Source organism: Enterococcus sp. AZ048 (assembly GCF_051715125.1).
Lineage (GTDB): Bacteria > Bacillota > Bacilli > Lactobacillales > Enterococcaceae > Enterococcus_A > Enterococcus_A gilvus.
In genome coordinates, this window is sequence record NZ_JBIOTD010000002.1 from 354,110 (window position 1) to 380,657 (window position 26,548).

Below are 26,548 nucleotides of genomic sequence, written 5' to 3' on the forward strand. Positions count from 1 at the left end.
GCTGCCAAATCGGCAGCCAGTTTTCTGTTAGTTCGGTGTTTTTCCCTTGGTGATTCGTGTCGCAAAATAGACGAGTAACAGGCTGAGCAGTACGATCAATGCCGCCGAGAAAAAGACGGCGTGATAGCCCGTGGTCGAAAGAGACGAATGTGCAAAAAGGGAAAAGATCATGCCAAAGAAGGTGATCATGAAGCTTTGTCCGAGTGTTCGAAAGAGCGTGATAAATCCCGATACTGCGCCAATATTGTTACCAGTCGCAGCCGCTTGTGCGGATAATACGCTGGTCGTGACCGTCGTCCCAATGCCAAAGCCTGAGAAACAAGCCAAAAGGAGAAAGGCAAGATAAGGTGCGTGTTGAGGTAGAACACCTAACACCGCAAATACCGCAATATTGACCGCCAAACAGAAAATCAATAAGCGTTCCCTACCGAAGCGCTTGCCAAGCTGGGCGGAAAAGAACGAACCGGTAATGAAGAAAATGGAGGACGGTAAAAGCGCCAATCCAGCAAAGGTTGGAGACAGGTGCATTTCCGTTTGAATCCATAAAGGCACATAAACTTGAAAGCCAATCAATACCCCGTTGATCAAAAAAGTGATCATTGTAAATAACAGAAACCCGGAAGCCTTGAACGCTTCGATGGGTAAAACAGGGTCTGTTTGCTTTCTTTCACTAAGAAGGAATGTGTACAGAAGGATGATGCCCGCGACGAAGAAAAGTCCGCCGAATCCGAGATTCGTAGTCAGTACTTGAATGCCAACGAGTACAAGAAACAGATTGACCGTTAAAAACAAATATTGTTTCAGTTCATCAAATGAGAATTTCGTTGAAGAAGATTTTTTTTCTTCCTTATAAAAGAACTGAACGATCAAGATCGTCAAAAGACCAAAAGGAATATTGATAAAGAAGACCCAATGCCAACTTAGCTGGCTGACTAAGAAGCCGCCAAGTAGCGGGGCAACCAAAGAAGCGATCCCCCAAGCCGAATTATTCAATCCCATGATCTTCCCGCGTGTCTCAAAATCGAACAAATCACCAATCAAGGCAAAGGTGATGGGCATAATGCCGCCAGCGCCGATTCCTTGGAGCACCCGAAAGAGAATCAGCAAAGAAAAGGACGTCGAAATGCCGCATAAAAAAGTTCCGACGATAAACAAGAAAAGTCCGAATAGAAAAACTCGTTTCTTCCCATATTGATCAGCCAGTCGGCTTAAAATCGGTGTAGCTAAGGCACTAGAAAATAGATAACTCGAGAATAATAAAGAAATAGGAACATCGCCAGCGAAGCTTTTCGAGATCGCGTTCGCAGCTGTCACGACGATGGTGGATTCGATGGCTGTCATAAAGGTCGCAATATAGATCGCCAGTAACATCCATCCTTTTTTTGTGTTGCCCATGAAAAGACCTCCTTAATAAGTCATGCATACAAGCCAATGGATTGACAAAAAAGTCAAATGGATTTATTATATGCTTGCGCACGCAATTATAAATCGCGCAGACGAGAGTTGTCAACTAAAAAGGAGGGGTTTTATGGAGCAGAAAACAGAAAGTAACTTGAAATGGTTAGGAAAATTATCGAGAGATTATCATAAAGAGCTTGATCTAGAGCTGGCCCCGTTGCGGTTGAACGCTACAAACTATTACTTTATCATGAAGATCCACGATCACGGAGGATTGCCTCAAGAGAAGTTGATCACACTGACAGGACTTAACGGAAGCAATGTGACGAGAACCACACAGAAATTAATCGATCTAGGATTTGTATTAAAAGAAAAAAACGACCATGATCGGAGAGGCTTTCTACTGGAATTAACCGAAGAAGGAAATGCGGTATATGCTGAAATCATCGAAAGCGTTGCGCGTGCTCAATCCAAGTTTCTCTCCTTGTTAACCTCAGCAGAGCAGGAAACATTTGAAAAACTATTAGGAAAATTAGCTGAGTCAGAATGAAAGGGCGATAACCATGCAAATCAAACACCATTTATCAGAACAATTAACAACCATGCCAAAGGACTATGAATTAGTCAATGAAGCGGTTGAGAGTAGAAATAAAAAAACAGTCACTATCGATCGCTACCAAAAAGACGGCGTGTATACCTATAACGGAGAAAGAGTGATTGAAGTCATCGAGAACGGTGTTCTTGTAAGCTTCAAGGATTATTCCCACGTACCCGATGGAAAATTACTATCCAATGAACGGGCAATGGATCTGGCGGAGGAAGTCTTCCATAAAACCAACCGCTCATATGCCAGAGGACTATCCTTCATCCGAATTGAAAATCAACGACGTTCTTTTATTGACGAGAACGGAGTAGAACAAACTTTCCCTGTGCAATGGATCAAGTTTGCACACAGAAACGGCAGCTACAACTGGGTAACCCTCGGCGGTGGCGGTGCAGTGGTAGAAATGGAAATCGATTCACGATGGGATTATTTCCGCGGTCGCCGCAAAACGGAAATGTGGGACAACGATGATTGGGTCCTAGCAAGAGAAGGAAACGGCCCGCAATTGCCAAGTCCGAGTGCGTTAGCGTAAAGGAGAATACGGATGAACGAGCTTCAATATGAAAGAGACATTGAACTTCTGGGTACTCTTCGGAATCGGCTCCGTCAATTAGAGGAGTCAGAGTATGTCACAGCCTATTATAAAGGCTACAGCTCTAGTGGGATGACGCTGGATGAGATCAAGGATGCGATGGAAGAACTCACAGAAGAAATCCGAGAATTAGAGAATCGGATGGAAGATATGGAATGGTAATGATTTTTACAGGAGACGCGAATACATGAGATTCGCGTCTTTTTTGTTTTAATAGGAAAGAAAGCACATTCAATTTCGTGTAACCGAAAACACTATATATTGTGTCTGTTTTTCTCATATCATTAAAAAGACACAAAATCTAGACTTTACTTCAAAAAAGTTTAGGAGTACTATTATCAAGGATAAAAAATAATTTTTAGTGAGAAGGGATGGATGAAACGATGCTATTGATCGCTGGTACGATTGGTGCGGGAAAAAGCAGTCTGACAGACGTGTTGTCGCAGGAGATGAACTCGAAGCCATTTTACGAGAATGTGGATGACAACGAAGTGCTGCCATTGTTTTACTCGAATCCAGAAAAATATACGTTTCTGCTTCAAATATTCTTTTTAAATAAACGCTTTTTAGCAATGAAGGATGCGCTGCAGCAAGCGGACAATGTCTTGGATCGCTCGATTTACGAAGACAGTCTGTTATTTCATTTGAATGCGGATCTTGGTCGGGTGAGTGCTGACGAGGTTCTCCAGTACGACAATTTGATGGAGACGATGCTGAAGGAATTGGAGCATGCGGCACCGAAAAAACGACCTGATTTACTGGTGCATATCAAGGTTTCTTTTGATGTGATGCTGGATCGGATCGAAAAAAGAGGGCGTGAGTACGAGCAAGTAGCCACGAATCCAGAGCTCTTGGCGTATTATCGAATGGTAAATGAGCGTTACCAAGAATGGTACGACAACTTCGATATTTGTCCAAAAATCCAAATTGACGGGGATCGCTATGATTTTGTCGCTGATCCGCAAGCGGCGGAGATCGTGATCAAACAAATCAAGGAAGAAACCGAAAAACTGAATCTGCAAGAGCCCCAGAGCTCCCGCTATTCTTCAAGAAGAAGTATTGAAAAAGGTATTTTTTAGTATTTCTTTTTAAATGAATCAAAAAGAACGACCGTTTTCTAGAAGGAGCCAATCATGTTAAACTATTTCAAATTTCTACTTCACCAATTAAAAGGATGGCCGCAACAAAACTATTATCTTTTTTTCTTTAGTTTAGGCTGTCAGGTCATGACACTCGTCAATCAACCGATGAACCCACTGACAGTAATCACCTTTATCGGAACGACATTGGGCGTGTTATGTATTTTGTCCATCAACGCCGCAAAATCAGTCAACGGTGTTTTAGGAATTATCTCAGCCATTTGTTTTATTTACGTCGGATACTCCGCAAAAAATTATTTGAGCATCGGCGAACAAATTGCGTATATGATCACTTTAGATATTCCCGTTTTGTTAAGTAAAGAATGGAATCATAACATGGCATCGAAAATTCGTAAATTTACTGGAAAGACATGGGTCCTCGCGATCATCAGCACGATCCTGATGTATTTCGTTTCGGGTTATTTGATCCAGCGCTTTACGGATGATCCGCGTCCTTGGATCGACGCGATTGCCTTTTCAATCAGTTTGAGCGCCGGAATCATCAGTTTCCTACGCTACAACAATCAATATTACTGGTGGTTGGCTTCAGGTCTTGCCCAGATGGTCCTTTGGTATATCTCATTCAGACATGGATCAGCCAGTTTGGCAATGTTCGTCAACAGTTCCGTCTACTTGATCAATGATGTCTTAGCCTTTACCGTTTCTCCTTGGTACAACAAAAAAGAACGGGAACGGATGCAGCAGATGGAAGAAGAATACTACCATTTGAGTCATTAATTTAAAAAATCGAGCGCCTAACAATGCCTAGCCGTTGTTAGGCGTTTTTTCTGTCAAAACCATCCAGAATGTTTAAAGAAGTTTTGCCAGATGAATTTATTATGAACAATAAGAACATTCTTTGATTATTCTGTGATTTATGAGATTTGCCTTTGAAAATCAGTTATTGTAGAAGTATCGAGCATGAACGAAGGAGGGCGCGTATGCGGTATTTGTATCAACAGCTTTTAGCGTTTTGGCTGATTATCATTTTAACGATCGTTTTGATCGGTCTTTCTTTCACGAATATTAACCGACGCACATTGGTGGCTCAAAATTACAATCAAATTCGAGATTATATCGATTCTGTTGAACGTAATTTGAGTCATCCAGAAGAAAATTTACCGGATACGTTCTCGAGTCCTTACAATGCACTGACTAGAGAAGAACACCTACGCTTCTATTTATACAACGCTGAAGTCATTCTTGCGAATCAAGGAATCAAGTTTGTATTGTTAGATAATAACAAATCTGTCATTTATTCTTCCACAGAGTTCAAAATTTTAGATTCCCTATTAAATAACGAAGAATGGGAAATCATTCGAACGGGAAGAAGCCTTGAGAAAACGATCAAGTACGACCTGAGAGGCGAACCGAGTCAAACGTCCTACATTCTTTCGGGCCGATTTGACCAGGATCAATTTTACGGGGTCTTGATCGCAGCGAAATCAGCCCGAGATTTGGAAAATAGCCAGAAGCTGATTACGGACAATCTATTGAAGGGCTTTGTTATTTCATTATTGTTTGGCGGCGCTATCAGTTTTGCCCTTGCGACACGTCAGGTGAAGAAGATCAATGATTTGAAGCGGGCAGTCAACCAAATCACGAATCGAAATTTTGAGATCACGGTGGAAGAGGAACAGGGAAAGGATGAGTTCAATGAATTGGCGCATGATTTTAATAAAATGGCGGTGGCTTTGCAGGACAACGAAAAGGAAATCATTCGCCAAGAAGAGCTGCGCAAGCAATTTATGGCAAACACGTCCCACGAAATGCGCACCCCATTGACGACGATCAAAGGTCTGCTGGAGGGATTGAAATACAATGCGATCCCTGAAACGCAAAAGGATAAAGCCATTGTGCTGATGCAAAATGAGACGGATCGGCTGATTCGCTTAGTGAAGCAAAATTTGGATTATGAAACCATACGCAGCCATCAGATTACCTTAACGATGTGTTCTTTTGATGGAACAGACGTATTAAGAAACATTCTGACGCAATTTCAAGAAACGGCCGACGCTGTGAATGACCGCTTGAGCTTGCTGAATGAGCAGCCGGTCGAGGTGTATGCCGATCGTGATCGTTTCATCCAGATCATGGTCAATGTGATCCAGAACGCCATCCAATTTACGGACAATGGTGAGATAACAGTCGACCTGCGAGAAACGGATTCAACGGTTCTTGTCTCTGTGGAAGATACGGGCATCGGAATGACCGAAGAGGAGCAAAAAAACATTTGGGATCGTTATTATAAGGCAGATCCCTCTAGAAAAAATACGAAGCTCGGCGAATCTGGTTTGGGACTTTCTATTGTGAAAGAATTGATTCAGCTTCATGGCGGATCGATCGATGTTTCAAGTCAGAAGGAGGTCGGAACCCTGTTTGTGATCCGATTGCCGAAAAAGACGCTGGAGAAAGACAAGCAATAGAAGTCGCTGAAAACAGCGATCAAATTCGTTAGACTGATTCCTTTGAATCGGTCTTTTTTTGTGGAAACAAGGTGAGAGAACTTTCTAGTTGACAATGTGTCTAAAAGACTTATAATTACAAAGTCGATAGATCTAAAAGACTGATGAAGGGGCATCAGGAAGGGGGATAATATGTACGATTTACTACTTTTAGGTTCACTGATCACTGGCGATAAGACCGGCTACAAGCTTCAAAAAATTGTCGGATCTGCCTTGCAGCCGATGCGAAAAGTGTCTAGCGGAGTCTTGTATCCTTCACTGGAACGGCTGGAGAAAGAAGGACTCGTCACCTCCACGATCCATGAAGAAGGTCGAAAGATGAAATTATGGCACATCACCGCGACGGGTGTGGACCGATTCATTGAATTGATGAAGGAAAAAATCCCTTCGGACGCGAAGCGAAATGACAGGATTCACTTCAAGCTGCGTTCGTTGGATAGCGTGTCGCTAACGGAGCAACTAGCAATATTAGAGGAATTTCAGTTATTTATTGAAAAGGATTTGGACTTTTATCAACACGCGCAAAAGGATATGACGGAGCATCAGGCGCGTTTTCCAGAAAACAAGGAACGCTTTCGTATTTTGGCCGAAGCCTATGAATTGGATATCCAATTAGCCAAAACAAAATTAACATGGATCAATAAACAGCTTGCTGATCGGAAGAATTCTTCTCAGCAGCTTGATACTTATAACTAGGGGTGCAAACAATTTATGGAAAATTCTTCAAAAAAATGGTTCTCATTAGTCGCGATGTCTTTGGGCGTCTTTATGGGACTTTTGGACGTGACGGTAGTAAATGTGGCGTTGCCAACAATGCAAAAGGCCTTCGATGCGCCATTTACACAATTACAGTGGGTGCTGAATGCCTACACATTAGTATTCGCGGTCACGTTGCTGATCGTGTCAAAAATGGGAGACATGTACGGGCGAAAGAAAGTCTTTTTGGCAAGCTTGATTTTATTCGTCATTGCTTCAGTAGTGAACGGCTTTGCGCCGACGTTGCTGGTTCTAGACATCGGACGGGGAATCCAAGCCATCGGCGGAGCAGGCATGATGTCTCTGTCAATGGCGTTAGTTGCTTCAAATTTTGATGGCAAGCAGCGTGGGTTAGCGTTGGGGATCTTAGGGTCGGTTATTGGATTATCTTCCGCTTCTGGGCCATTAGTGGGCGGCTTATTGGTGGATGCCTTTGGTTGGGAATCGATTTTCTTTATCAATTTGCCGATCGGGATCATCGCTGTTTTAATGACGATGCGTTATGTAAATGAGACGCCGAGCTACGGAAAAGATCAGAAAATTGATTTTCTTGGGATGATTTTGTCTGCCGCAGCATTATTTAGTGCGATCTATGGCTTGATCGAAAAGGAAACACACATCAATTGGGGTTGGACAAATCCTCACGTTGGTGGCTGGATGCTTTTAGCGGTCGTGTTCTTAGCGTTATTTATCTTTGTCGAATCAAAGGTCGAAAGTCCTATGATGAACCTGAAGATGTTCAAGAATATCAACTTTGTCGGGTCCGTCATCGTTGCTTTTGCGCTAGGTTCAGGAATTTATGCGTTTAATACGTACTTAACAGTATTGATGCAGAACTATATTGGCTGGTCTGCCTTTGACACGGGGATTCGTCAATTGGCACTATCTGTCTGGTCCTTGATTTTAGGACCCGTAGTTGGGATTCTGGGAAATAAATTCTCGAAAAAATGGATGATCGTTGCGGGCTTATTGGTCAGCGGCGCCGGTTTTCTTTTCTTGATCGGTCAGCTTTCCCCTACGATGGGGTATGCACAATTGTGGCCAACGCTAGTGATGATCGGGATCGCCAACGGGATCGTGAACCCGGTATTGAACTCCGCTGGGTTAGAAGGGGTCGCGCCTCATGAGATGGGGATGGCTTCAGGCTTGTTGAACGTCTTCCGACAATTTGGTACCAGCTTTGGGGTGGTGATCCTAGGCTTAGTAGAGGCAAACCGTTACGCGGCTGTCCTTAATCAGCATGCCGCATCAATGCACTTGCCAGAAAAATTGACCACCAGCTTGATCAATGCCGGTCCTTTCTCTGGTCATCAAATCGTGTTCTCAGAGGCATTAAAGAACGCACCCTTTGCCCACGAATTGCAAAAGGTAGTGGTGAATGCCTTTGATAAGGGACTGATCCAGATTTGTTACGTAGCAGGAACCATCGTGCTGATCGGTGCTGTTGGTGCAGCGATCTTTATGCGTGAAAACAAAGAAACGATTCAATAGAGCAGGCTCTTTATTAAAAAGATAGACCGACCGCCAATGTTAGATCGAAATCTAACGCTGGCAGTCGGTCTTTTTTAGAGGTCATCGATGAATTTTTTGTTATTTTTTTCTTCTAAAATAATCGACGTAGAAACTTTCCCATAAGCCATCAACTTGGAAAGAATCTCCTCCACCTCGCTAACGGAACGTGCATGACCGAAAAGAATATAGTTTTCTTCTCCGGTTACGGCATAAATAGAAACAAAGGCACTGATTTCCTCGACGATAGAAACAAATTTTTGTGCTGAAATCGTCAGATCACTGATTTTAACGAACAATGGCAGGATGTAGCCTAGTTTTTTATAGTCGATATCAACAGTAAATGCGTTTAAAATCTCTTCATCCATCAAGCGCTGAATGCGCGTTTTTACACTTGGTTCGGAAAGAGCGACTTCTTTTGAAAGATTTTTTACCGTTGTTCGGCTGTTTTTTGAAAGTAGTTTTAAAAGTTTCAAATCTGTATGGTCAAGCATGAAAGAGTCTCCTTTATTTATGCTAAAAAAATCCTTCATTTTCCTTATTTAATAAAAATAGAGCCCGAAATCTATTGGTTATCGTATATAAAAAAAGTGGGCAGAGGGATAAACTTTTAGGTAAGGACGTTATCAGACGAGCATTGAGTGTATTATAACTGAATGCATCCGTTTCTGGTAGGAAAATTTGATTAATGGAGCGTGAATGACGATGGAACGAACATTTGAAAAGGGCATTGAATTTGCCAAAGCAATGGATTTAAAGGATGAGTTACGAGACTATCGCAAGGAGTTCTTTCTCCAAGAGAACGAGATTTACATGGATGGAAATTCTTTAGGGATGGCCTCTAAACCAGCCGTTGAAAGTTTAGAGAAAATGATTGAGCGCTGGAAGGTGGAAGGGGTGCGTGCGTGGAATGACCTTTATCGCTACAGTGAGAAAATCGCGGATCTGATGGCGCCGTTGATCTGTGCCTCAGCAAAGGAGGTCACCGTGACTGGAAGTACGACAGCGAATATCCATCAGGCATTGGCAACTTTTTATCACCCAACAGTGAAGAAATATAAAATTTTGATCGATGATTTAAATTTTCCTACGGATCGGTATGCGGTGGAAAGCATCGTTCAGCTAAAGGGGTATTCAGCAGCAGAGGCCGTGAAGGTAGTGCCAAGTAGAGACGGGCAATTTATTGATGAAGAGGCAGTGATCGAGGCGATGACAGAGGATGTCGCAGTCATCCTGCTGCCGGCGGTCCTCTATCGGAGTGCGCAACTGCTGGATATGAAACGCCTGACGGAAGAAGCCCACAAGAGGGGTATCCTGATTGGCTTTGATCTCTGCCATGGGATAGGCGCAGTCGAGATCGACTTTTCAGTGATTCAACCGGATTTTGCTGTGTGGTGTACGTATAAATACTTGAATGGCGGCTTTGGATCAACTGCGGGCCTCTACATCAATCAAAAGCACTTTCAACAAACACCAGGCTTGGCTGGCTGGTTTGGAAATCGGAACGACACGCAATTTCAATTGAAGCAACAGTTTGAACACCAACAAGATGCGAGTGGTTGGCAGATTGGTTCTCCCGCACTCTTCTCGATGGCGACGCTGGAAGGGTCATTGCAGGTTTTTAATGCGGTTGGAATGGCGACAATCAGAGAAGTTTCACTGGCTAAAACGGCGTACCTTATGTATTTGATCGATGAACGATTGACCGCCTATGGCTATTCTTATACAAATAAGCAGGAAGATTCTCTTCGTGGCGGGCATGTATGTGTGGTCCATCGTGAAGCCTATCGAATTGCGGCGGCATTGAGAGATCATCACGTAGTTCCTGATTTTCGTGAACCCAATGTCATTCGCTTAGCGCCGATCGCCTTGTACACTTCCTATGAAGACATCCACAAAGTCGTTGATACGTTGGAAGAAATTGTTCGAGAAAAAATCTATTTAAATTACAGCAACGAACGTTCCGCGATCGTTTGATAAGAAGAACTACCGACTATTAAAAGAAACAGCAATCGGCGCATCGATTGCTGTTTCTTTCTCTATTTGTTACTGTAAAAGCAGGTAAAAGATAAAGGAGGGACGAAAGAATGAGCTTGACGATCAAAGAGGTAGGCGAGACCAATTGGCGAGCTGTCTGTGGTCTTACCGTCGCAAAGAATCAGAAAGGATTTATCGAAAGCAATGCGCGATCCTTATTAGAAGCGGCTTACGACGTATCCCTTCATTGGCAGCCTCTCGCTCTATACGATGGGGAACTTCTTGTGGGTTTTTCGATGATCGGCGCAAAGCAAGAGGAGGAGATGTGGCTAGATCGCTTGATGATCGACGCACAATTTCAAGGAAAAGGCTACGGCACACGGTTTATCCCGATAATCCTTCAATTCATGAGGCAACAGTATGCAGTCCGTCGAATCTATTTGAGTATCCACGATGAAAATGAGAAAATTCTTCCCTATTACCAACGCTTTGGGTTTATCGACAGCGGAAAATACGATCCTGAAAATGGAGAACGGATCATGTTTTTAGACATAGAATAACTGATTGTCACGTCTTCATAAGTTTCATAACTAAAATAAAAAAGAACGAAGCGCATTGATGGTAGAGTCAACGCGCTTTGTTCCTTTTTTATCTAATGTTTCTATGGTTAAAAGAGAGGGAGAATAGAACTAACTGGTAGATTAAGAGAATAGCTGCATAAGGAATCCTGAAATGATCAGTACGATCGCACCGCCAAGACGGTTCCCCATTTGAGCGAAAGCAATCAATTCCATGCGGTTTGCGGCAGATAATACAGCCACGTTACCAGTACCGCCCATGGAGTTGTTACATAGACCGGCAGTAATGGTCGATTCGATAGGGTACAAGCCAAAGAGGCGTCCCACGAATCCAGAAACAAGGGAGATCACAACCACACTTGTTAAACATAAAACAACAAATTGCCATGTTAATGCAGAAGCTAACACATTCAAGTTCAATAACGCAATACCAATACCGGCTAAAACAGCGGCAGTTAGGTTTTTAACGATCAAATTATTGAACATGATTGCTGCGTCTTCATAATATTCAGGTAAGATGTTCGTGATTTTACAAATAACAACGATGATGATCATAAATGCGTAGGCGTGGATCTTTGGAACGAAGAAGTTACAGATTTGTCCTAAGATGAAGAAGGACAAAGCAACCATCAAACCAACACCCAATTGAGCGATATCTGGTTTCACTTCGCGAGGTTTGCCATCGCCAAGGTCGCCTTTTTCCATCAATTTTCCGTTACCGTTTAATTTAGGCAACGATTGTCCAGCACGCGCGACTAACGCAGCACCAATGATTGCTAAAACGTTGGTCATAGCAGTTGCCGGGATCAAACGAGAGATGATGGCAGAAGCATCGGTTCCTAAAACATGTGCATAGATCGTTGATAATGGCACGGCGCCAGCACCCACACCGCCAGCCATAGCAGGCAATGAAATGTACAAGACAGAGTTCGCAAACCCGTTACCGATCAGCATACCAACAAGTCCAACGGCAAAGAAAGAAACGATCATTGAAATAAGAGCAACAGGAATAAAACGAACAGATGCCTTCATCAATAGTTTACGGTTCATTCCTAAAATGCTACCGGTGATCAAAGCAGCAATGTAAAAATCTAAGAAGCCCATATTTGTCACGAAGTTTTCTGTTGATTTTACCACTGCGTCAGGTAAGATTCCGAACGTTGCGATTGCGGCAGAAGCGAAGATCGCAAAAACAGAGCCGCCGCCAAGATAACTTTTAACGATAGGGATTTTGTTGCCGATAAAATGGAATAAGTTCCCAAAAATAACAAGAATCGCGATTGGTCCGATCATATTTGTCGGTAATTTTCCTAACGCCATCGCCACGATCAAGACAACGACCATGATCAAGTAGATAGGCAAACTCACACCGCTGATTTTTGTTGACCAGAAGCTGGTCTTTTTTTCTTCAACTGGCGTAGCAGCTGATGTATCTTTTTGTGTCATTTTTTAAAGATCCTTTCTTTAGTAAAACGTTGGTTGAATCCATAAAAATGGGGAGTAGAGTCACATCTACTCCCTCATCTAAGAGAGTTGTTTCTATCTATATCTAAACGAATCATTTAAAAGAGAGGGGAAGCTGATTCGGGATTAGTCTTTGTATTCTGGAGCCCATTTCGCTGCTTCAACAGCAGCTTTTACGTCTGAGATTTCTTCACGGTTCAATTTTTGGTCAACAACGGATTTAACCACTGTTTCCGCAATGATTTGTGAGAATTCCGTTAATTTCGCAACTGGAGGCAAGATAGATGCACCAGGTTTTGTTACATCAACGATTCCGCCAAGTGCGCGGCTTGCTTGAGAAATGATTTCATCATTGACACGAGTAGACGTAGAAGCGATCAAGCCTAAGCCAAGACCAGGGTACATCAAGGCGTTGTTTGCTTGTCCGATTTGGTACGTCACGCCGTTGTATTCCACATCAGCAGCTGGGATACCTGTTCCGATCAATGCTTTACCATCTGTCCAGTTAATTAGGTCTTCAGCAGTTGCTTCAGCTAATTTTGTTGGGTTTGATAAAGGCATAATGATTGGGCGAGGTGTGTGTGCAGCCATTTCTTTGATGACTGTTTCACTGAAGGCACCTGGTTGAGTAGATGTACCGATCATGATTGTTGGGTGGATTTCTTTAACAACGGCTTCTAAGTTTGTTAATTCTTCGCTACTTGTAAATTCGCCACGTTTTCTAGCAAATGGGATTTGACCAGGTGTCAAGCCTTCTGTATCTTCAAACAACAAACCTTGTTTGTCGACTTGGTAGAAGTGTTTGCGTGCTTCTTCTTCTGGTGTTCCTTGGCGAACCATTTCTTTTAATAGAATGTTTGCAATACCGACACCGGCTGTACCAGCACCAAATGTCAAGATCGTTTGATCTTTCAAGGCTTCACCAGAAATGTTCAATCCGCCTAAAACACCGGCAAGAACAACGATACCAGTACCTTGGATATCATCATTGAAGGTCGTGATTTTGTCTTGGTATTTTTCTAAAATGTTTGCTGCATTGCCGCGTCCGAAGTCTTCCCAGTGTAATAGTAATTCAGGGAAAAGATCTGATGCTGATTCAACGAATTGGTCGATGAAGTCGTAGTAAGTGTCGCCTGTCACACGTTCGTGGCGGTTTCCTAAGTAAAGCGGGTTGTTCAATAATGTTTCGTTGTTTGTACCAGCATCGATTGAAACAGGTAAAACTTGCGCAGGGTTGATACCCGCTGCAGCCGTGTAAACCATTAATTTACCGATGGCGATATCCACACCGTTGACACCCCAGTCGCCCATACCTAAGATTCCTTCTGCGTCAGTCACAACGATCAAACGAATGTCGCGGCCGTCAGCAGCATTTTTCAAGCTGTCTTTGATGCTTTCTGGATCATCGATTGATAAGAAAGCAGCGTCTTGTGGTTCAACGAAGATTTCGTTGTATTGTTCGATGGAATCCGCAACAACTGGATCATAAACGATTGGCATGAATTCAACGATATGTTGACCCATTAATTTGTAGAACAATGTGCGGTTTGTGTTGAAGATGTTCATTAAGAAAATACGTTTTTCCAAATCAGATGGTTTGCTTAGGTATTGTCCATACGCTTGAACGGCTTGTTGTTCTAATGTTTGAACAGTGCTAGGAAGCATACCAGTGATGCCGTATTTTGCGCGTTCTTCTTTAGTAAAAGCAGTCCCTTTATTTAGAAAAGGGTTGTTTAATAGGTTTAAACCTGTAATCATAAATAAATCCTCCTAAAATTTGATTGCTCACGAAGTATAAAAGGGAGGGCAAACTATAGTCAAAACATTGGGTAATGATAAAAAAAATTTATATGAGGGAGGTTAGGATAAAGGGAAAGTGGGGGAAAATAAAAAAGGAAAATCTTTTACAGATTTTCCTTAGCAGTTATTAAAAATAGTTTCATAGGTTGCGGGTAGTCAATTTGATGACCTTAGAAACATCGTCCTCAAGCTGATCAAAATCTCCGGAAAAAGTAGCGATATAAATGACCAGATCAACTTCATCTTGCTGCGGCAGAACAAACGAATACCCATTGATCCGTAAAAATACTAAAGCAGACATTAAGGCTGTCCGGTTGTTCGCATTGTGAAACGGATGCTTCTTTATCAGTTGAATCATCAGAATGGCCGCTTTTTCGTAAATCGAAGGATACACCATATATACGAAGGTCTCAAATGTTTATTCATCTGATACTAGTTCTCGGAGATACTCATTTTTATTTTCTTTATCGAATGCTGCAACAATCGTTTGATCAGTGTCATCGTTTTTTAAATCAATGATCTTAATATGATACTTGTCTTCCAGCGAGCCATCATTCATCCCCGAATAGAGGAAAGCCAAACCTTCACCAACTGAAACCTTCGCTAGACCGGCATCAAGATCCTTCACATAAGAATTTGCTTTGACATTGAAGCCATAATGGATAAATTGGCTGACAACGTAATCAACAACGATCGGTGATTGTTGTCTTTCTAATAAAATAAACGTCTCTTGACTTAGATCCGCAAAATCAACTTGCTTCTTACGACTCAGAGGATGATGAATCGGTACCGCGATCTGTAAACGATTTTGAATAAAGGGAATTTTTTCGATCGGCTCATTATGCTGAAAATAAGTAGCTAGATTAAAGACCACATCATATTGGCCATTAGTCAGACCATCCGTTAAGTTCATCGGGGTGTCTTGTTTCAATAAAAATTTTATATTCGGATGATCTACTTTGAAATGCTCAAGTAAGTCGTACATTTTCCTCATATTGAAATTCGGCAGATAACCGATGCGTAGAAGCTGTGTTCCTTTTTCGGAAGCCTCTTGCTGATCGAACATGTGGGACAAATGCTCGACCTGCTTTAAGACATCATTTGCTTCAGTCAAGAACTGTTCGCCGGCATTCGAAAGGACGAGACCGTGGTTAGTACGAATAAATAGTTCCACACCTAATTCGACCTCTAGTTCTTGGATTCTTCTGCTTAAAGTGGGTTGCGAAATAAATAGTTTCTGAGAGGCCTTAGTAAAACTCCCTTCAGTCGCGACTTCCACAAAGTATTCCAAATTTGATAACTTCATACGGACCTCCGATCCAATCATACTAGCTGTAGTCAGTATAAAGTCATCAGTGATTTTTCACAATTATTTTACAATAGGCAATTGCAGATATGAAGCATATTCGCCGCCAGTATGCAGGATATGAGCTTCATGATTGTCAGGTTTAGCACCAGGAGTACCGGGCATTACAGAACCGAGCTCATCTTTTGTACTTACGACGACTCTTAAGGTTTCTCCAGCTTCATAGGCTAAGCCCATGGGACTCAAGACAATATCCAGTTCAACGATTTCTCCTTGAGAAAGCTTTTCTACACAATCAAAGCGATAGGCAGGAATTTCATCCGTTGAAAACTGATCATCAAGCTGACGCATCGATGCCCGCAGACGTCCCCAAGCCCCTTTATAGCGCAACGCCGAAGCACCTTCTTGGGTAAAGTCTTGTAAGGCAGCTCCATGATTCGGCACGACAAATTCGCTTAATACATTGCCGAATTTATCCAATTTTTGTACCCAAACAAAGACATCCATATCATCGTAGCCATCCGCTTCCATGAACAGCTTTGCTTTTGGATAACCGACGAACGTTGTTGCTTGATCGAAGGTCATTTGGAAAGAGGTTCTTCCTGGTAAAGCTTCGGCTGTGTAGTTTACTGGAAAATCTGCTAATTCAGGATTCTCTTGCAACGTACGAAAGCGGCCGTTCATGTAATAGCGTTTAGTTTCACTTGCAGCAGGTGGAAAGCTTTCTGCTGAAATATCCGTTTGATTGCCGCCTTGAAAATCAAGGATTGAGTAACGAACCGTTGGTGTTTCCAGCCAATCATTTTCTTTTCCAAGTAAATAGTAGTCGAAGAAGCGGCGCAGTTCTTCAATATTTTTTTCATCATAATAGTAAGGCCATTCTTGACGGTCATGGATGCGAAGCCATTTTTCTTTTGAGCCTAGCGTACGCCAAGAACGGAAGGTGCCCATCGTGTGGAGCGTGTTTGAATAGCTGGCGATGACGAATGCTGGTACAGTGATCTTCCTTGGATCAGCCATTTTATCTTTCCAAAGCGCCGCATCTGCCAATGGATAAGCATCCATTTCCTTGGTCAAATCTTCCCGCAGCGCGCCAGTGGCACTGACATGGTTGACTTGCAGACGCTCGATGAAATTTTTATCAGGAATGCCTCCAATAAAGGCTAGATCACGATAACCGTCAGCCAACCCTTCTGTTGGATTGATACAAGTTAGGTGAGGCGGCTGTTCTGCTGCGATATACCATTGGGAGAAGGCCAAGTAAGAAGTTCCTGTCAGAGCAATTTTTCCGTTGCTCCAATTTTGCGCTGCCAACCATTCAATCAAATCGTAACCGTCTTCGGCTTCTTGTGAACCGAGCATCGTTGTATTGCCTTCGCTATGAGCGATGCCTCGCATATCTGGATTGCAGACTGCATAGCCATGAGCACACCAATAATCTGGATCTGGTGCTTCAAATTTTGTTAAACCGGAATTCCAGTGATTGCCCATGCCTAACATATTGAATAAATTTTTATAACGTGGAGCAGTTCCGGCGCTTTTTCCGTAAGGGCTCCAAGCAATCAAAACAGGAACTTTTTCTACTGTTACCGGTAAATAAATATCGGTGTAAATCGTCACACCATCGCGTAATTTCACGGGCACATCCTTCAGCATCCGAATATCACCAGATAACGGCTTGAAGCCTTCTGCGATCACCTCGCCTTTTTTTAAAATCACTTCTTTGGTTTCGAAGGGACTAAGCACACCATGTTCGATCCCATCATCAATGTATTCAAAAGCTGGACTAAATTTCATTTTATCTGTAATTTTTGCGGTCATATTCTTTTCCTCCACTTCATTTCTAGTTGTTGAACAGTTCGAATTATAGGAGTCCTTTTGAAGAAAGTAAAAGTCCGAATTTGGATAGTCATACTTTGTTTTTTTTTAGTTATGCAAAAAATGAATAGCTAAAGTTGAGTTCACTTCAGATTTACTAATACTAGGATTTATCTAAGCAATTTAAGGTAGAATAGAAGAAAGAAGTTTATGGAAAGCAGAGGAGGAAAGCGCCATGCGTCAACATAAAACTATTACACCTGAAATAAGAAAGCTGCTCTCATTTTCTCCATTGCAATACATGCTTGATACAGTGGAGGAGAACCCGCAACTAGCCAAAATCTTTGCAGACGACAACGAACGCCCGAAATGGTGCCTGCTGATCTTCGGTCACTACATTTGGATAGCTGGAAATATTGAAAACAGGGAAGAGGAAATTTCTTCTGTCATCGCTGAGACGGATCAAGAGATAGTGATCATCTTCTACGATGCTTTAGCGATTCCGAAAATGATCAAATCGAATTTTGCCTCTGTTTTTGAAAATGTTCGCAGTCTTTTTTATGTTTTACCAGTGCAAAAAGAAATAACGACATATGAAGGGGTAGCGGCAATTGACCAAGAAATGATGAGTTCGGATATAAGTAATTTGGGCATGATTATCGAGGAAGTTAGCGAGACGGCTAGCTACAGCAATCTTGATTCTTTCTTGCAGGAAGGTATTGGCTATGCATTCCTAGCAGAAGATAAAGTGCAGGGATTTTGTACAAGTGAATATCAAAGCAGTAAATCAATTGCGATTGGGATCGAGCTGAGTGAGGAATATCAAAGAAGAGGCATCGCCTCAAATATGGTAAGGCTATTCTTAAATGAAGCAAGCAAACGAAAACTAGCTGTTTATTGGGATTGCTGGAAAGAAAATGTTCCCTCAATTAAAACGGCAAAAGCATGTGGTTTTACAAAAATAGCGGAATATCCCGTGGTGATTATCGATAAGCAAGGTTGACAAAAAGGTTCTCCATTGATTTTTCAATGAGGGAACCTTTTTGTTTTATTAAGAATCAATTGTTTCATGAGGCTCTATGGTTTCCAAAAGGCCAACACAAAATATAAGTCGTCATCAACACGGCTTGAAGGCCTCCATATTGTAGCAAAACGCTCAAAGATGATATGATTGCAACGATAGAAAGGAGCGATAATTGTGAAAAAATGGAAAAAAATCCTTCTAGCTATTTTCATCGGAATCGTTGTCGTGATGATCGGCGGTATCGGGTACCTAAAATCACAGACCTATTCACCAGCAAACGATGCGAAGCAAACGGCAGAAAAAGCAGAACAGGCAAGTGAGTGGCTTTACTTCCCTTCAAAAGACACGTCAAAACCAATGGTTATTTTTTACCCAGGTGCGCTAGTCGAACCGAAAAGCTACAGTGTCTGGGCGAAGGAGTTGGCGGATGCGGGCTATCCCGTTTATATCATGAAAATGCCGCTTGATTTGGCTGTGCTTGCGCCGGATCGTGGCGAAAAGGTGCTTAAGGAACAGCCGAAACGTCCCTTCATCATGGGGGGCCATTCATTAGGCGGTGTGATGGCTAGTCGGTTTGCGAAAGGTCATTCTGACAACTTAAAAGGCGTATTCTTCTTGGCGAGTTATCCTGATGAGAAAGGTCGTTTAGCGGATAGTGAAATTCCTGTGCTGTCTCTGACTGGTGAGAATGATCATGTTTTGGATAAAGAAGCCTATCAGAAAGCCAAAAAGAACTTACCTGAGGCAACAGAGGATCAAGAAATCGCTGGAGGAAACCATGCTGGATTTGGTGCTTATGGGCATCAAAAAGGAGATGGAAAGTCTACGATCAGCGATCAAAATCAGCAAGTAGCACAGCGGCTGATCCAATGGTTAGATACGATAAAATAAAAAATTCCTTATTCTATTTAGAAATAAAGAACCGTTTCTAAGTAGAATAGGGATTTTTTATGCCTTCATTGCGTTGCTATGAAATAACAATGATAGACAATACACGAACGTGCGAGTTTTTTCTAATTGAATAAAAAAAAGCTTCCTGATTCATTGGGTTTATTGTTATTATAATCCTATAAAAATCAAGCTAGAGGAGCGATTAGATGAAAAAATCAGTTATTAGTATGGGTGTTTTAATAGGTTTATTGGCCTTGTCTGGGTGTAGTAAAAGCGAGGATATGACTACTAAAAATAGCAGTACGTCACAAACGTCGATTTCTACGACTATGTCTTCCACTAAACAATCAAACATAACAACCAGCAGTACAACTAGTACAACGTCATCGACAAGTACGGGAGTTTCGACTAGTCAATCAATGGAAAGTACAAGTGAAACCATTTCTGAGCCAGAAACAGCCTGGAATGCTGAAAAATCAGGTGAATTGGACTCATTTATGACTAGTTGGGGACAAGAGATGGGGCAAACCTATGGCGCGTACCAGCCGAACAATAATGTGAATTACTACGGCGTGCAATTTCCTAGTGAAGTGGTCGGAGCGAATGCTAAAATGCCGATAGCCATAAATGATATCATCGTTTCTAGTGAATGGTCCGAAACAGGCGAGTCTTCTGCGGATTACAGTATCGTCGCTGCTTATTCAGATGCGCAGACGGGATCACCCAAAGCGAGTATGAGCCGGCACGTCTATCTCTTTGGCTTTACCAATGATCAGCCGGTCGTGCTAGTCTCCATGCAAAATCAAGGGATGCCCGATGGTGCTCTGCATTTCCGTCTGACAGAGAATGCGGCTTTGACCAATGGGTTTCAAGGGATCGTCGCTGGGAATGTATCGGAGTAGCCACGTTTAACTAAATGAAAGCTGCATTCACTCAAAGCCTCTTTTTAAGAGGTTTTTTTTATCCACACAAACTCTCCATTCCTAAAAAAATAGCACTGATCGCTAAATATAGCCAACCTTGTTTCTCAGATCGCGGCTTAGTTATTTCGGCATCATTTGGTGGATAGATTCATTTTTTAAACGCTGGTGATGTACGAATTATCAAAATCACTAAAAAGGTTTTATCAGTAAAGGAACTGACGGATCATGCGAACCTTAGAGAAAGTCATCTTACCGGTAGATGTGGAATATACGATGCATTTTAAAATCAAGGAGTGACTGATCCACCTCAATAATAATGTTGGTATGAAAATGTACTCAAATGAAAAAGTCTTCTAAGTGGTTTAAACAGAGGCACAAGATCCCCATCCATTTCTCAAAGCACTGACAAGATCGCTGATATCAAAGACCTCAAGAAGCTGCCAAATAACTAAAAAAACAAAAAACTTATTTGATATCGGTTTTCTTGTGTTTTTTGTTCAATCAGATTGGAACGTTCAATCTGTTAACATCCTCTCTAGCATTCCCCCATCTTGACTATTTATCATTTACCACAAAACAGATTGTCTTTCCATTCACCATTAGGTATTCACTATTTTCTCCTTAAAAACTATTATTATCGGTTAAAAATTATTAAGAAAAAGGGTAGTTAATTTTCGTATCGTGAAAGCATTGTTGTAACAGTGTTTTCAGCATCCTTCACTAATTAAGAGCATTAATTATAGTGAAGAGTGCGTTTTTTTTATGAATTATACTGGCCTTACTGAAAGGATTACAAAAAGAAGGTGACGAAATTGAATAACGCAAGAAAGAAAAAAAGGAAAAATGTAGTATGCCGCGTACTCTTGATCGGAGTGCTTGTCTTTTTACAAATTGCCAATTTAAGTTACGGAAAAGCCTTGGCAAATGAAATCACTAGTACGGAATCGAGCACAGGATCGATAGAGAAGTCCGCAGAGAACAGTTCGATGGTTCAATCAAAAGAGGCTCAAACAGAAAGCATAAGAGAATCAGATAAAACAGTCCCCTCCTCCAGCGAAGGAAAGGAAAAGGATACTGTAAAAGAAAAAAATCCGGCAAACAAAACCTCAGAATCAAAAGATCAGAAGAAGGACGAGACGATCGACGATGGGGAAGAACAGGAGATAGGACCAAAGAAAAATACGTATAGAGCGAGTTCAACTGCCGACTTTGTGGTGGAAATTACTGGAAGTGCAGGCGTAAAGTATCATCTGTATTCCGATGGCACCGCCGTACTCGTGGATGGCAAAAGCGTGACTGGCGATTACAGACTCTTTGCGAATGCCAGATATCAAGAGGTTGTTTATCGAGTAACGAAGATAGCGGATAATGCCTTCAGTCATTCAGCAAATGGCAAGACGAATGAAAAAATCACTGGCATTGATTTTTCTAATTCGGAGAATCTGGAAGAAATCGGCAAGCAAGCTTTTTATGGCTGTACAAAAATCAAAACGGCGCTTGATTTTACAAACTGCAAGAAGTTAACGACGATTGGCGAGGGGGCGTTTTGGGATTGTTTTGAACTATCTGGCTTGGAATTTGGAAGCCATTCAGTGGTAAAAACGATTGGAAAGGATGCCTTTCGTACGTGCAAAAAACTAGCCGGCACTTCGATTATTCTTCCCGACAGTGTCAGAGAAATCGGGAACCAAGCGTTCTTAATCTGGGATGGTCCTCGATTCAAACGATTGCAGCACAAAACCGTGCTTGAAATGGATGGACAGCTGCCAAGTTTAGTCAGCGTTCCTCCGCCAGTCACAGAAGAAATCAAGGGATATGAAAGTGCTGTAGATAGTTCGAATGATAAAACGACCCTGCACAAAGCAGCGAAATGGTTAGACAAGGATCGCACAGAAGCTGAAATTCGGATCGATTATGGCAGCAGTTTTGACCGTCAAGCAAAACTGGATGTTGTTTTTGTATTGGATCATAGTGGTTCAATGCTGAATTCGGCCGATGCAGTGGGCACGATCGATCAAGAAAACTACAAATACCCGCGTTCTTTTTTGACCAACGATGTGGTGAATGGCGCGACAAATATTTTACTAAACAGTTCGCAATCTGGCTATGATAACCAAGTGGCATTGACGGCCTTTGGCGGGGGAGAAAGGTATCTATTTCGAACCAATTTTTCAGATGACGCACATGGTATAAAAGAATTTCTATATGACAATCCAGCAACTACCTACAATCAGACAAATTATTCTGCCGGCCTTCAAGGAGCGATAGACACGATAGAAGAATACCAAAAGCCGGGACGAATTCCTGTTGTTATATTTATCAGTGATGGGTTGCCAGAAGGGACTGGAGATATTCACGGATTGAATCAAGCAAAAATCCTAAGGGACCGTGGTCACCGGGTCTATCCGATCGGTATTTATGGGACCGGTGATGAGAATGAACGAAGGAAAAATCTGGAAAATATTTCCTACGATAATAAGACGGCTTATTTAGCAAAAGACAGCGCAGCCTTCGAAAAGATCATGGAAGACGTCTTAGAAGATGTGGTTAATTCAGCCGTACCGTTAGAAATAAAACTTGAAGATGTGTTATCTAAAGACTTTGAGCTATCAGAAGAGAGCGATGCAATCAGTATTTCTGAAGATGGAGGAACCGCAAGCACATCCGCTGGGAAAATAAGCTGGGATTTAGGCGGCTGTGAACAAGGTGTCCTTCATACGATGAAACTAAAAGTAAAACTGAAAGCTGGAACGGCGCTTTCTACCAGCGGGGTTCTTCCCACCAATGATTCATTACAGGCGGAGGACAATAGCATATTTTCGGTGAAGCAGCCAGAGCTGGTTCGTTATTTGGCGCATCATACGTTTGAAAATGCATCATTCACCGGTAAGGAGCTGCCGGAAGAAATCAAAGAACTGTTGCCAGGATCGAAAGGAGGCTTCGGAGATCATGAGACGATCGCTGTGACTGATGTGGCAAAAACCACCCTTCGAACAAAAAATGGCCAATGGTGGGAATTTGTCGGCTGGGATGCCAATCAAAAAACGATCGCAAGTGCCGATGTTACCTTTGTTGGAAAATGGAAATACCTTGGCTATGAGTGGAGTTTTATTAAGCAAACGTCAGAGGAAGAGGGACTGAAAGATGCGGAGTTTAGTCTTTATCAATGGAGTGGACAAGGTGTTCCTGCAAACGACGACTTAGTGACAACAACGACTCTTACAGAAGGCAAATGGACGCTCCTTGCTGTGAATAGCAGTCAAGAAAATGGCCGGGTTGATTTCAATGTACCTTATGGGAAGGATTCCCATTACCAACTAGTGGAGACGAAGACGCCAAGCAGTTATCGGCAGCCAGATGGCCAATGGCGATTTACTTTTGATGAGAATGGATGGATCAAGGACAATAAAATGGAACCGATAAAAGGGCCGAGTGGCGAGTTTCCTCCAGCATTTGAATCGATCAAAGAAGGCGAATTTACTGGATTTCTTGGAGTTGTCAATCATGCCTATAAAGGGGCGCTGCCGAATACTGGCGGATTCGGACGCTCTTCCTTCTCGATAGGTGCTTTCATTTGTTGGACGGCAGGGATGAGCGGTGTGGTCGTATGGTATTTTTTCAATAAAAAGAAGAAATGATCGCTGAGTTTCACCTGAAGAATTCGTAGCGATCTATCTACAGTGTCCATAACTGGAATTTGCGAGATTTAAGAGGGAGACCAAAAAACGAAAATGGCGTGTATTGTGTTATTTATTATGATAAAATAAATAACACAAACGCTGGGAGGTGCTAAAGGTGGAAGCAGCAAATAGCCACTCGCAAAGAATGAATGACCTATTCGAACAAGCGGTTAGATCCCCTATTGTTCTAATAGAAGCAGGTCCTGGATATGGAAAAAGTGAACTTTTGGAAGCATTTTTGGAAAAAGGCATCTACAATCATGCTTGGCTTCGTTTACGGAGAATGGACAATCATTTGTTTTTTAATTGGAAGAAATTAACGCAGTCATTGAAGAAACTCATGCCTAATCATTCCGATGCGTTTTCTAAATTGGAAACCCCCACGACGCTGGGACAAATCGCAGAGTTAATCGAGCTGATCGAAGCAGCGTCTTTAGAGACGCAGCGAAGTGTCTTCGTGATTGATGACTACAGCATTTTAGAAGAGGAAAATGTCCGCTTTTTGTATGAGAGTCTCGTTGAGAGCGATTTTTCAAACCTTTGTCTGGTAATTCTCTCAAATCAAAAAAGCGACCTTCATAGCCTTTGCATACGGAGTACTATCGATTACTTCTCTATTGATAAAACAAATCTGCGACTGACAGAGGGGGAGACTGCGGATTTATTTCACGCAAATGCCCTTTCTTTAACAACGGAACAACTGGCAAAATTATCAGAGAGATGGCAAGGATGGCCGTTACCTTTGTATATGCTGGCAAAGAGCTGCCGCGATTCTGAAGAAATCATGCAACAAAGTCAGGATGTATTGCTACAGTTATTCCATACACAATTTTTCCAGGAGTATCCTCTTAACCAAAAAAGAAGCCTCATACAATTGGCGTTACTGGATGTGATTCCCCCAGAATTGTTTGAGTTGTACGATGAAGCGGTTGTTGCCATGCTGAAGAAGCATCCACTCATTACCTATGATTATAAAAATGATGTGTACACTCTTCAAACCGCTTATAGAGACTTCTTAAAGGCCCGGCAAACTCTTATAGATCAAGAGGAAACACGTTCTTTTTATCAAAAAGCTGCAGAGGTTTTTTTGAAGCGAGAAAGAGACGAAGAGGCGCTGACGATGTTTGTCGAAAGCCGCCAATATGACCAAGTAGTCGCATTGATTTGGCGTATGCTGACACCTTTTACAGAGTATTCGCAAGCAAAATTTCTCTATGATCACTCTGAGAAGATCCCCAAAAGATATTTCGAGGAGTACCCGAGAGCAGAGCTCCAAAACATTTGGTTGTTACTCTCTATTGGAAAAGTCCATGAGTCGGATAATCGGCTGACAACTTTGATAAAACGGCTTGAATCAGAGGATTTCGAAGATAAGACGGTCTTAGGCGATGCGTATCACATGTTGGCTCAAAACGATCGCTTGGGGGGAGACGAAAGTTTTTTAGAGCATACACGACTTGCCAGTATATACTTGCCGGAGGGCATGAAGCATTGGAATAAGCCGGTACCAGTCATTCTCAAAGCGCCTTGGGCTCGTTTCCCGTGCTATGAAGAGGGGGTTCCTGATCAAATAGAACACGCAAAGCAGGTGTTCCGCACACTCAATTCGTATATTACAACTATTTTAGGTGGATTAGACATCCATGCAGATGTTTTTTGTCAAGCTGAGATCGCCTATTTTCAGTATGACTTGAAACAAGCAAAGATACTTTTGCTGGAACTATTGCATGCGGCTGAAAGCGAACAGCTTTATGAATCGATGCTATTGGTCCGTCATTTCTTGATGCGAACGGAACTGCTAAAAGGAGAACTATCAGAAGCTGAATCGCAATTAACGGCAGTGACTCGATTGATTCAAGAGCAGGAACTGTACCAATACAACGGTTTTCAAGCGCGGATGGCTAGTTGGCTCGCCTTGTATCTCCACTCCCCAGATGATGTCCCCACGCGGGTGGTCAAAAATGACATAGAAAAAGGGGCGAAATGGGAATTGGCCAGAAATGGTTTTCCTCAAGCAAAATACCTCATTCAAAAGAACCGCTATGACGAAGCACTTGCCCTACTGAATTATCTTGAAAGGTACTACAGCAATTACAAGGGGCTTTGGATGGACGTGATGTATGCAAAAACGTTTCGAGCGATCACGTATTTGAAAATGAATGAACACGATTTAGCCATTGCTGATTTAGAAGCGGTATACCACATGACTCATGGAAACAACATTATCACACCGCTGATCGAGTGGGAAGAAGACATGCGTCATTTGATTCATGTCGCACAGGAAAAAGCCCCAGAGGCATTTGATCCTGAATGGTTGCGACTAGTTGGTGCAAAAGCGACCACCCTCGCCAAACGGGTATCAAAAATACGCAAGCAAAAAGTTGCCGAAAAAAATTCCTTGCGCTTAACCCCACGCAGGCTGGAGATTCTCAAAGATTTGGCAGAAGGCCTCACGTCAGAGGAAATTGCCGAAAAGAAGGAACTATCCATTCATACGGTCCATAGTCACATAAAAAATATCTATAATGACTTAGGCGTTTCGAATCGAATAGAGGCGATCCGAATTGCCGAACAAAATCGATTACTGTAACCTCCCATACATTTGGATACGAAATAAGCATAGG

Annotated in this window: 21 protein-coding genes and 1 pseudogene; 15 read left to right on the plus strand and 7 right to left on the minus strand. The window is 42.3% G+C overall.

What is annotated here, in order from left to right:
- Positions 1-27: 27 nt before the first annotated feature.
- Positions 28-1,395, minus strand: a complete 1,368-nt coding sequence (locus IGI66_RS15580; RefSeq protein ID WP_438849511.1) for an MFS transporter — start codon at positions 1,393-1,395, stop codon at positions 28-30.
- Between the two features lie 133 nt (positions 1,396-1,528).
- Here IGI66_RS15580 and IGI66_RS15585 point away from each other — a divergent pair, with 133 nt between their 5' ends.
- From IGI66_RS15585 to IGI66_RS15620, 8 genes are all read left to right on the plus strand, one after another.
- Positions 1,529-1,948, plus strand: coding sequence for a MarR family winged helix-turn-helix transcriptional regulator (locus IGI66_RS15585; RefSeq protein WP_010779241.1), 420 nt, complete (start codon positions 1,529-1,531; stop codon positions 1,946-1,948).
- A gap of 13 nt (positions 1,949-1,961) precedes the next feature.
- Positions 1,962-2,534, plus strand: a complete 573-nt coding sequence (locus IGI66_RS15590; protein ID WP_438849512.1) for a hypothetical protein — start codon at positions 1,962-1,964, stop codon at positions 2,532-2,534.
- Positions 2,535-2,546: 12 nt separating this feature from the next.
- Positions 2,547-2,756 carry a hypothetical protein gene (locus tag IGI66_RS15595; protein WP_288226047.1) on the plus strand — a complete coding sequence of 70 codons (210 nt, stop codon included), beginning with the start codon at positions 2,547-2,549 and terminating at the stop codon, positions 2,754-2,756.
- A gap of 209 nt (positions 2,757-2,965) precedes the next feature.
- Positions 2,966-3,673, plus strand: coding sequence for a deoxynucleoside kinase (locus tag IGI66_RS15600; RefSeq protein WP_438849513.1), 708 nt, complete (start codon positions 2,966-2,968; stop codon positions 3,671-3,673).
- 54 nt (positions 3,674-3,727) lie between these two features.
- On the plus strand, positions 3,728-4,471 hold the full coding sequence (pnuC, locus tag IGI66_RS15605; RefSeq protein WP_431378512.1) for a nicotinamide riboside transporter PnuC: 744 nt from the start codon (positions 3,728-3,730) through the stop codon (positions 4,469-4,471).
- 203 nt (positions 4,472-4,674) lie between these two features.
- The gene (locus tag IGI66_RS15610) at positions 4,675-6,159 is read left to right on the plus strand and encodes an ATP-binding protein (protein WP_438849514.1); all 1,485 of its coding nucleotides are present in this window, start codon (positions 4,675-4,677) and stop codon (positions 6,157-6,159) included.
- A 171-nt stretch (positions 6,160-6,330) separates the two neighbouring features.
- Positions 6,331-6,894: a PadR family transcriptional regulator gene (locus IGI66_RS15615; protein ID WP_288226050.1), complete on the plus strand. Its 564-nt coding sequence runs from the start codon at positions 6,331-6,333 to the stop codon at positions 6,892-6,894.
- Between the two features lie 15 nt (positions 6,895-6,909).
- Positions 6,910-8,445: an MFS transporter gene (locus tag IGI66_RS15620; RefSeq protein WP_114525520.1), complete on the plus strand. Its 1,536-nt coding sequence runs from the start codon at positions 6,910-6,912 to the stop codon at positions 8,443-8,445.
- A gap of 74 nt (positions 8,446-8,519) precedes the next feature.
- Here the strand turns inward: IGI66_RS15620 and IGI66_RS15625 are convergent, their stop codons facing one another.
- Positions 8,520-8,957 (minus strand): Lrp/AsnC family transcriptional regulator, encoded by a 438-nt coding sequence (locus IGI66_RS15625; RefSeq protein ID WP_438849515.1) that lies wholly within the window; start codon positions 8,955-8,957, stop codon positions 8,520-8,522.
- A gap of 211 nt (positions 8,958-9,168) precedes the next feature.
- Here IGI66_RS15625 and kynU point away from each other — a divergent pair, with 211 nt between their 5' ends.
- On the plus strand, positions 9,169-10,440 hold the full coding sequence (gene kynU / locus IGI66_RS15630) for a kynureninase (protein WP_438849516.1): 1,272 nt from the start codon (positions 9,169-9,171) through the stop codon (positions 10,438-10,440).
- 110 nt (positions 10,441-10,550) lie between these two features.
- Entirely contained in the window at positions 10,551-11,000 is a 450-nt protein-coding gene (locus IGI66_RS15635; protein ID WP_438849517.1) for a GNAT family N-acetyltransferase, read from the plus strand.
- A 141-nt stretch (positions 11,001-11,141) separates the two neighbouring features.
- On the opposite strand, the gene IGI66_RS15640 is transcribed toward IGI66_RS15635, so the two are convergent.
- From IGI66_RS15640 to IGI66_RS15660, 5 genes and pseudogenes are all read right to left on the minus strand, one after another.
- The gene (locus tag IGI66_RS15640; RefSeq protein ID WP_086304880.1) at positions 11,142-12,464 is read right to left on the minus strand and encodes a 2-hydroxycarboxylate transporter family protein; all 1,323 of its coding nucleotides are present in this window, start codon (positions 12,462-12,464) and stop codon (positions 11,142-11,144) included.
- 144 nt (positions 12,465-12,608) lie between these two features.
- Positions 12,609-14,240, minus strand: a complete 1,632-nt coding sequence (locus tag IGI66_RS15645; protein WP_438849518.1) for a malolactic enzyme — start codon at positions 14,238-14,240, stop codon at positions 12,609-12,611.
- A 181-nt stretch (positions 14,241-14,421) separates the two neighbouring features.
- Positions 14,422-14,676 (minus strand): annotated as a pseudogene (locus IGI66_RS15650) (type II toxin-antitoxin system death-on-curing family toxin); the annotation flags it as partial.
- A 24-nt stretch (positions 14,677-14,700) separates the two neighbouring features.
- Entirely contained in the window at positions 14,701-15,588 is an 888-nt protein-coding gene (locus IGI66_RS15655; RefSeq protein WP_438849519.1) for a LysR substrate-binding domain-containing protein, read from the minus strand.
- A 63-nt stretch (positions 15,589-15,651) separates the two neighbouring features.
- Entirely contained in the window at positions 15,652-17,409 is a 1,758-nt protein-coding gene (locus IGI66_RS15660) for a CocE/NonD family hydrolase (RefSeq protein ID WP_438849520.1), read from the minus strand.
- A gap of 232 nt (positions 17,410-17,641) precedes the next feature.
- Between IGI66_RS15660 and IGI66_RS15665 the strand changes: the two genes are divergently transcribed.
- The 5 genes from IGI66_RS15665 (at position 17,642) to IGI66_RS15685 (ending at position 26,514) form a co-directional block, all read left to right on the plus strand.
- On the plus strand, positions 17,642-18,409 hold the full coding sequence (locus IGI66_RS15665; RefSeq protein ID WP_438849521.1) for a GNAT family N-acetyltransferase: 768 nt from the start codon (positions 17,642-17,644) through the stop codon (positions 18,407-18,409).
- Positions 18,410-18,604: 195 nt separating this feature from the next.
- The gene (locus tag IGI66_RS15670) at positions 18,605-19,321 is read left to right on the plus strand and encodes an alpha/beta hydrolase (RefSeq protein ID WP_438849522.1); all 717 of its coding nucleotides are present in this window, start codon (positions 18,605-18,607) and stop codon (positions 19,319-19,321) included.
- 206 nt (positions 19,322-19,527) lie between these two features.
- Positions 19,528-20,223, plus strand: coding sequence for a DUF4767 domain-containing protein (locus IGI66_RS15675; protein ID WP_431380929.1), 696 nt, complete (start codon positions 19,528-19,530; stop codon positions 20,221-20,223).
- Between the two features lie 833 nt (positions 20,224-21,056).
- On the plus strand, positions 21,057-23,882 hold the full coding sequence (locus IGI66_RS15680) for a leucine-rich repeat protein (protein ID WP_438849524.1): 2,826 nt from the start codon (positions 21,057-21,059) through the stop codon (positions 23,880-23,882).
- A 157-nt stretch (positions 23,883-24,039) separates the two neighbouring features.
- The gene (locus tag IGI66_RS15685) at positions 24,040-26,514 is read left to right on the plus strand and encodes a LuxR C-terminal-related transcriptional regulator (RefSeq protein ID WP_438849525.1); all 2,475 of its coding nucleotides are present in this window, start codon (positions 24,040-24,042) and stop codon (positions 26,512-26,514) included.
- Positions 26,515-26,548 lie beyond the last annotated feature (34 nt).

What these genes read in the sequence shown, in the direction of transcription:
- IGI66_RS15580 (WP_438849511.1), bottom strand. Translation starts at nt 1,395, where the DNA reads ATGGGCAACACAAAAAAAGGATGGATGTTACTGGCGATCTATATTGCG.
- IGI66_RS15585 (WP_010779241.1), top strand. Translation starts at nt 1,529, where the DNA reads ATGGAGCAGAAAACAGAAAGTAACTTGAAATGGTTAGGAAAATTATCG.
- IGI66_RS15590 (WP_438849512.1), top strand. Translation starts at nt 1,962, where the DNA reads ATGCAAATCAAACACCATTTATCAGAACAATTAACAACCATGCCAAAG.
- IGI66_RS15595 (WP_288226047.1), top strand. Translation starts at nt 2,547, where the DNA reads ATGAACGAGCTTCAATATGAAAGAGACATTGAACTTCTGGGTACTCTT.
- IGI66_RS15600 (WP_438849513.1), top strand. Translation starts at nt 2,966, where the DNA reads ATGGATGAAACGATGCTATTGATCGCTGGTACGATTGGTGCGGGAAAA.
- pnuC (WP_431378512.1), top strand. Translation starts at nt 3,728, where the DNA reads ATGTTAAACTATTTCAAATTTCTACTTCACCAATTAAAAGGATGGCCG.
- IGI66_RS15610 (WP_438849514.1), top strand. Translation starts at nt 4,675, where the DNA reads ATGCGGTATTTGTATCAACAGCTTTTAGCGTTTTGGCTGATTATCATT.
- IGI66_RS15615 (WP_288226050.1), top strand. Translation starts at nt 6,331, where the DNA reads ATGTACGATTTACTACTTTTAGGTTCACTGATCACTGGCGATAAGACC.
- IGI66_RS15620 (WP_114525520.1), top strand. Translation starts at nt 6,910, where the DNA reads ATGGAAAATTCTTCAAAAAAATGGTTCTCATTAGTCGCGATGTCTTTG.
- IGI66_RS15625 (WP_438849515.1), bottom strand. Translation starts at nt 8,957, where the DNA reads ATGCTTGACCATACAGATTTGAAACTTTTAAAACTACTTTCAAAAAAC.
- kynU (WP_438849516.1), top strand. Translation starts at nt 9,169, where the DNA reads ATGGAACGAACATTTGAAAAGGGCATTGAATTTGCCAAAGCAATGGAT.
- IGI66_RS15635 (WP_438849517.1), top strand. Translation starts at nt 10,551, where the DNA reads ATGAGCTTGACGATCAAAGAGGTAGGCGAGACCAATTGGCGAGCTGTC.
- IGI66_RS15640 (WP_086304880.1), bottom strand. Translation starts at nt 12,464, where the DNA reads ATGACACAAAAAGATACATCAGCTGCTACGCCAGTTGAAGAAAAAAAG.
- IGI66_RS15645 (WP_438849518.1), bottom strand. Translation starts at nt 14,240, where the DNA reads ATGATTACAGGTTTAAACCTATTAAACAACCCTTTTCTAAATAAAGGG.
- IGI66_RS15655 (WP_438849519.1), bottom strand. Translation starts at nt 15,588, where the DNA reads ATGAAGTTATCAAATTTGGAATACTTTGTGGAAGTCGCGACTGAAGGG.
- IGI66_RS15660 (WP_438849520.1), bottom strand. Translation starts at nt 17,409, where the DNA reads ATGACCGCAAAAATTACAGATAAAATGAAATTTAGTCCAGCTTTTGAA.
- IGI66_RS15665 (WP_438849521.1), top strand. Translation starts at nt 17,642, where the DNA reads ATGCGTCAACATAAAACTATTACACCTGAAATAAGAAAGCTGCTCTCA.
- IGI66_RS15675 (WP_431380929.1), top strand. Translation starts at nt 19,528, where the DNA reads ATGAAAAAATCAGTTATTAGTATGGGTGTTTTAATAGGTTTATTGGCC.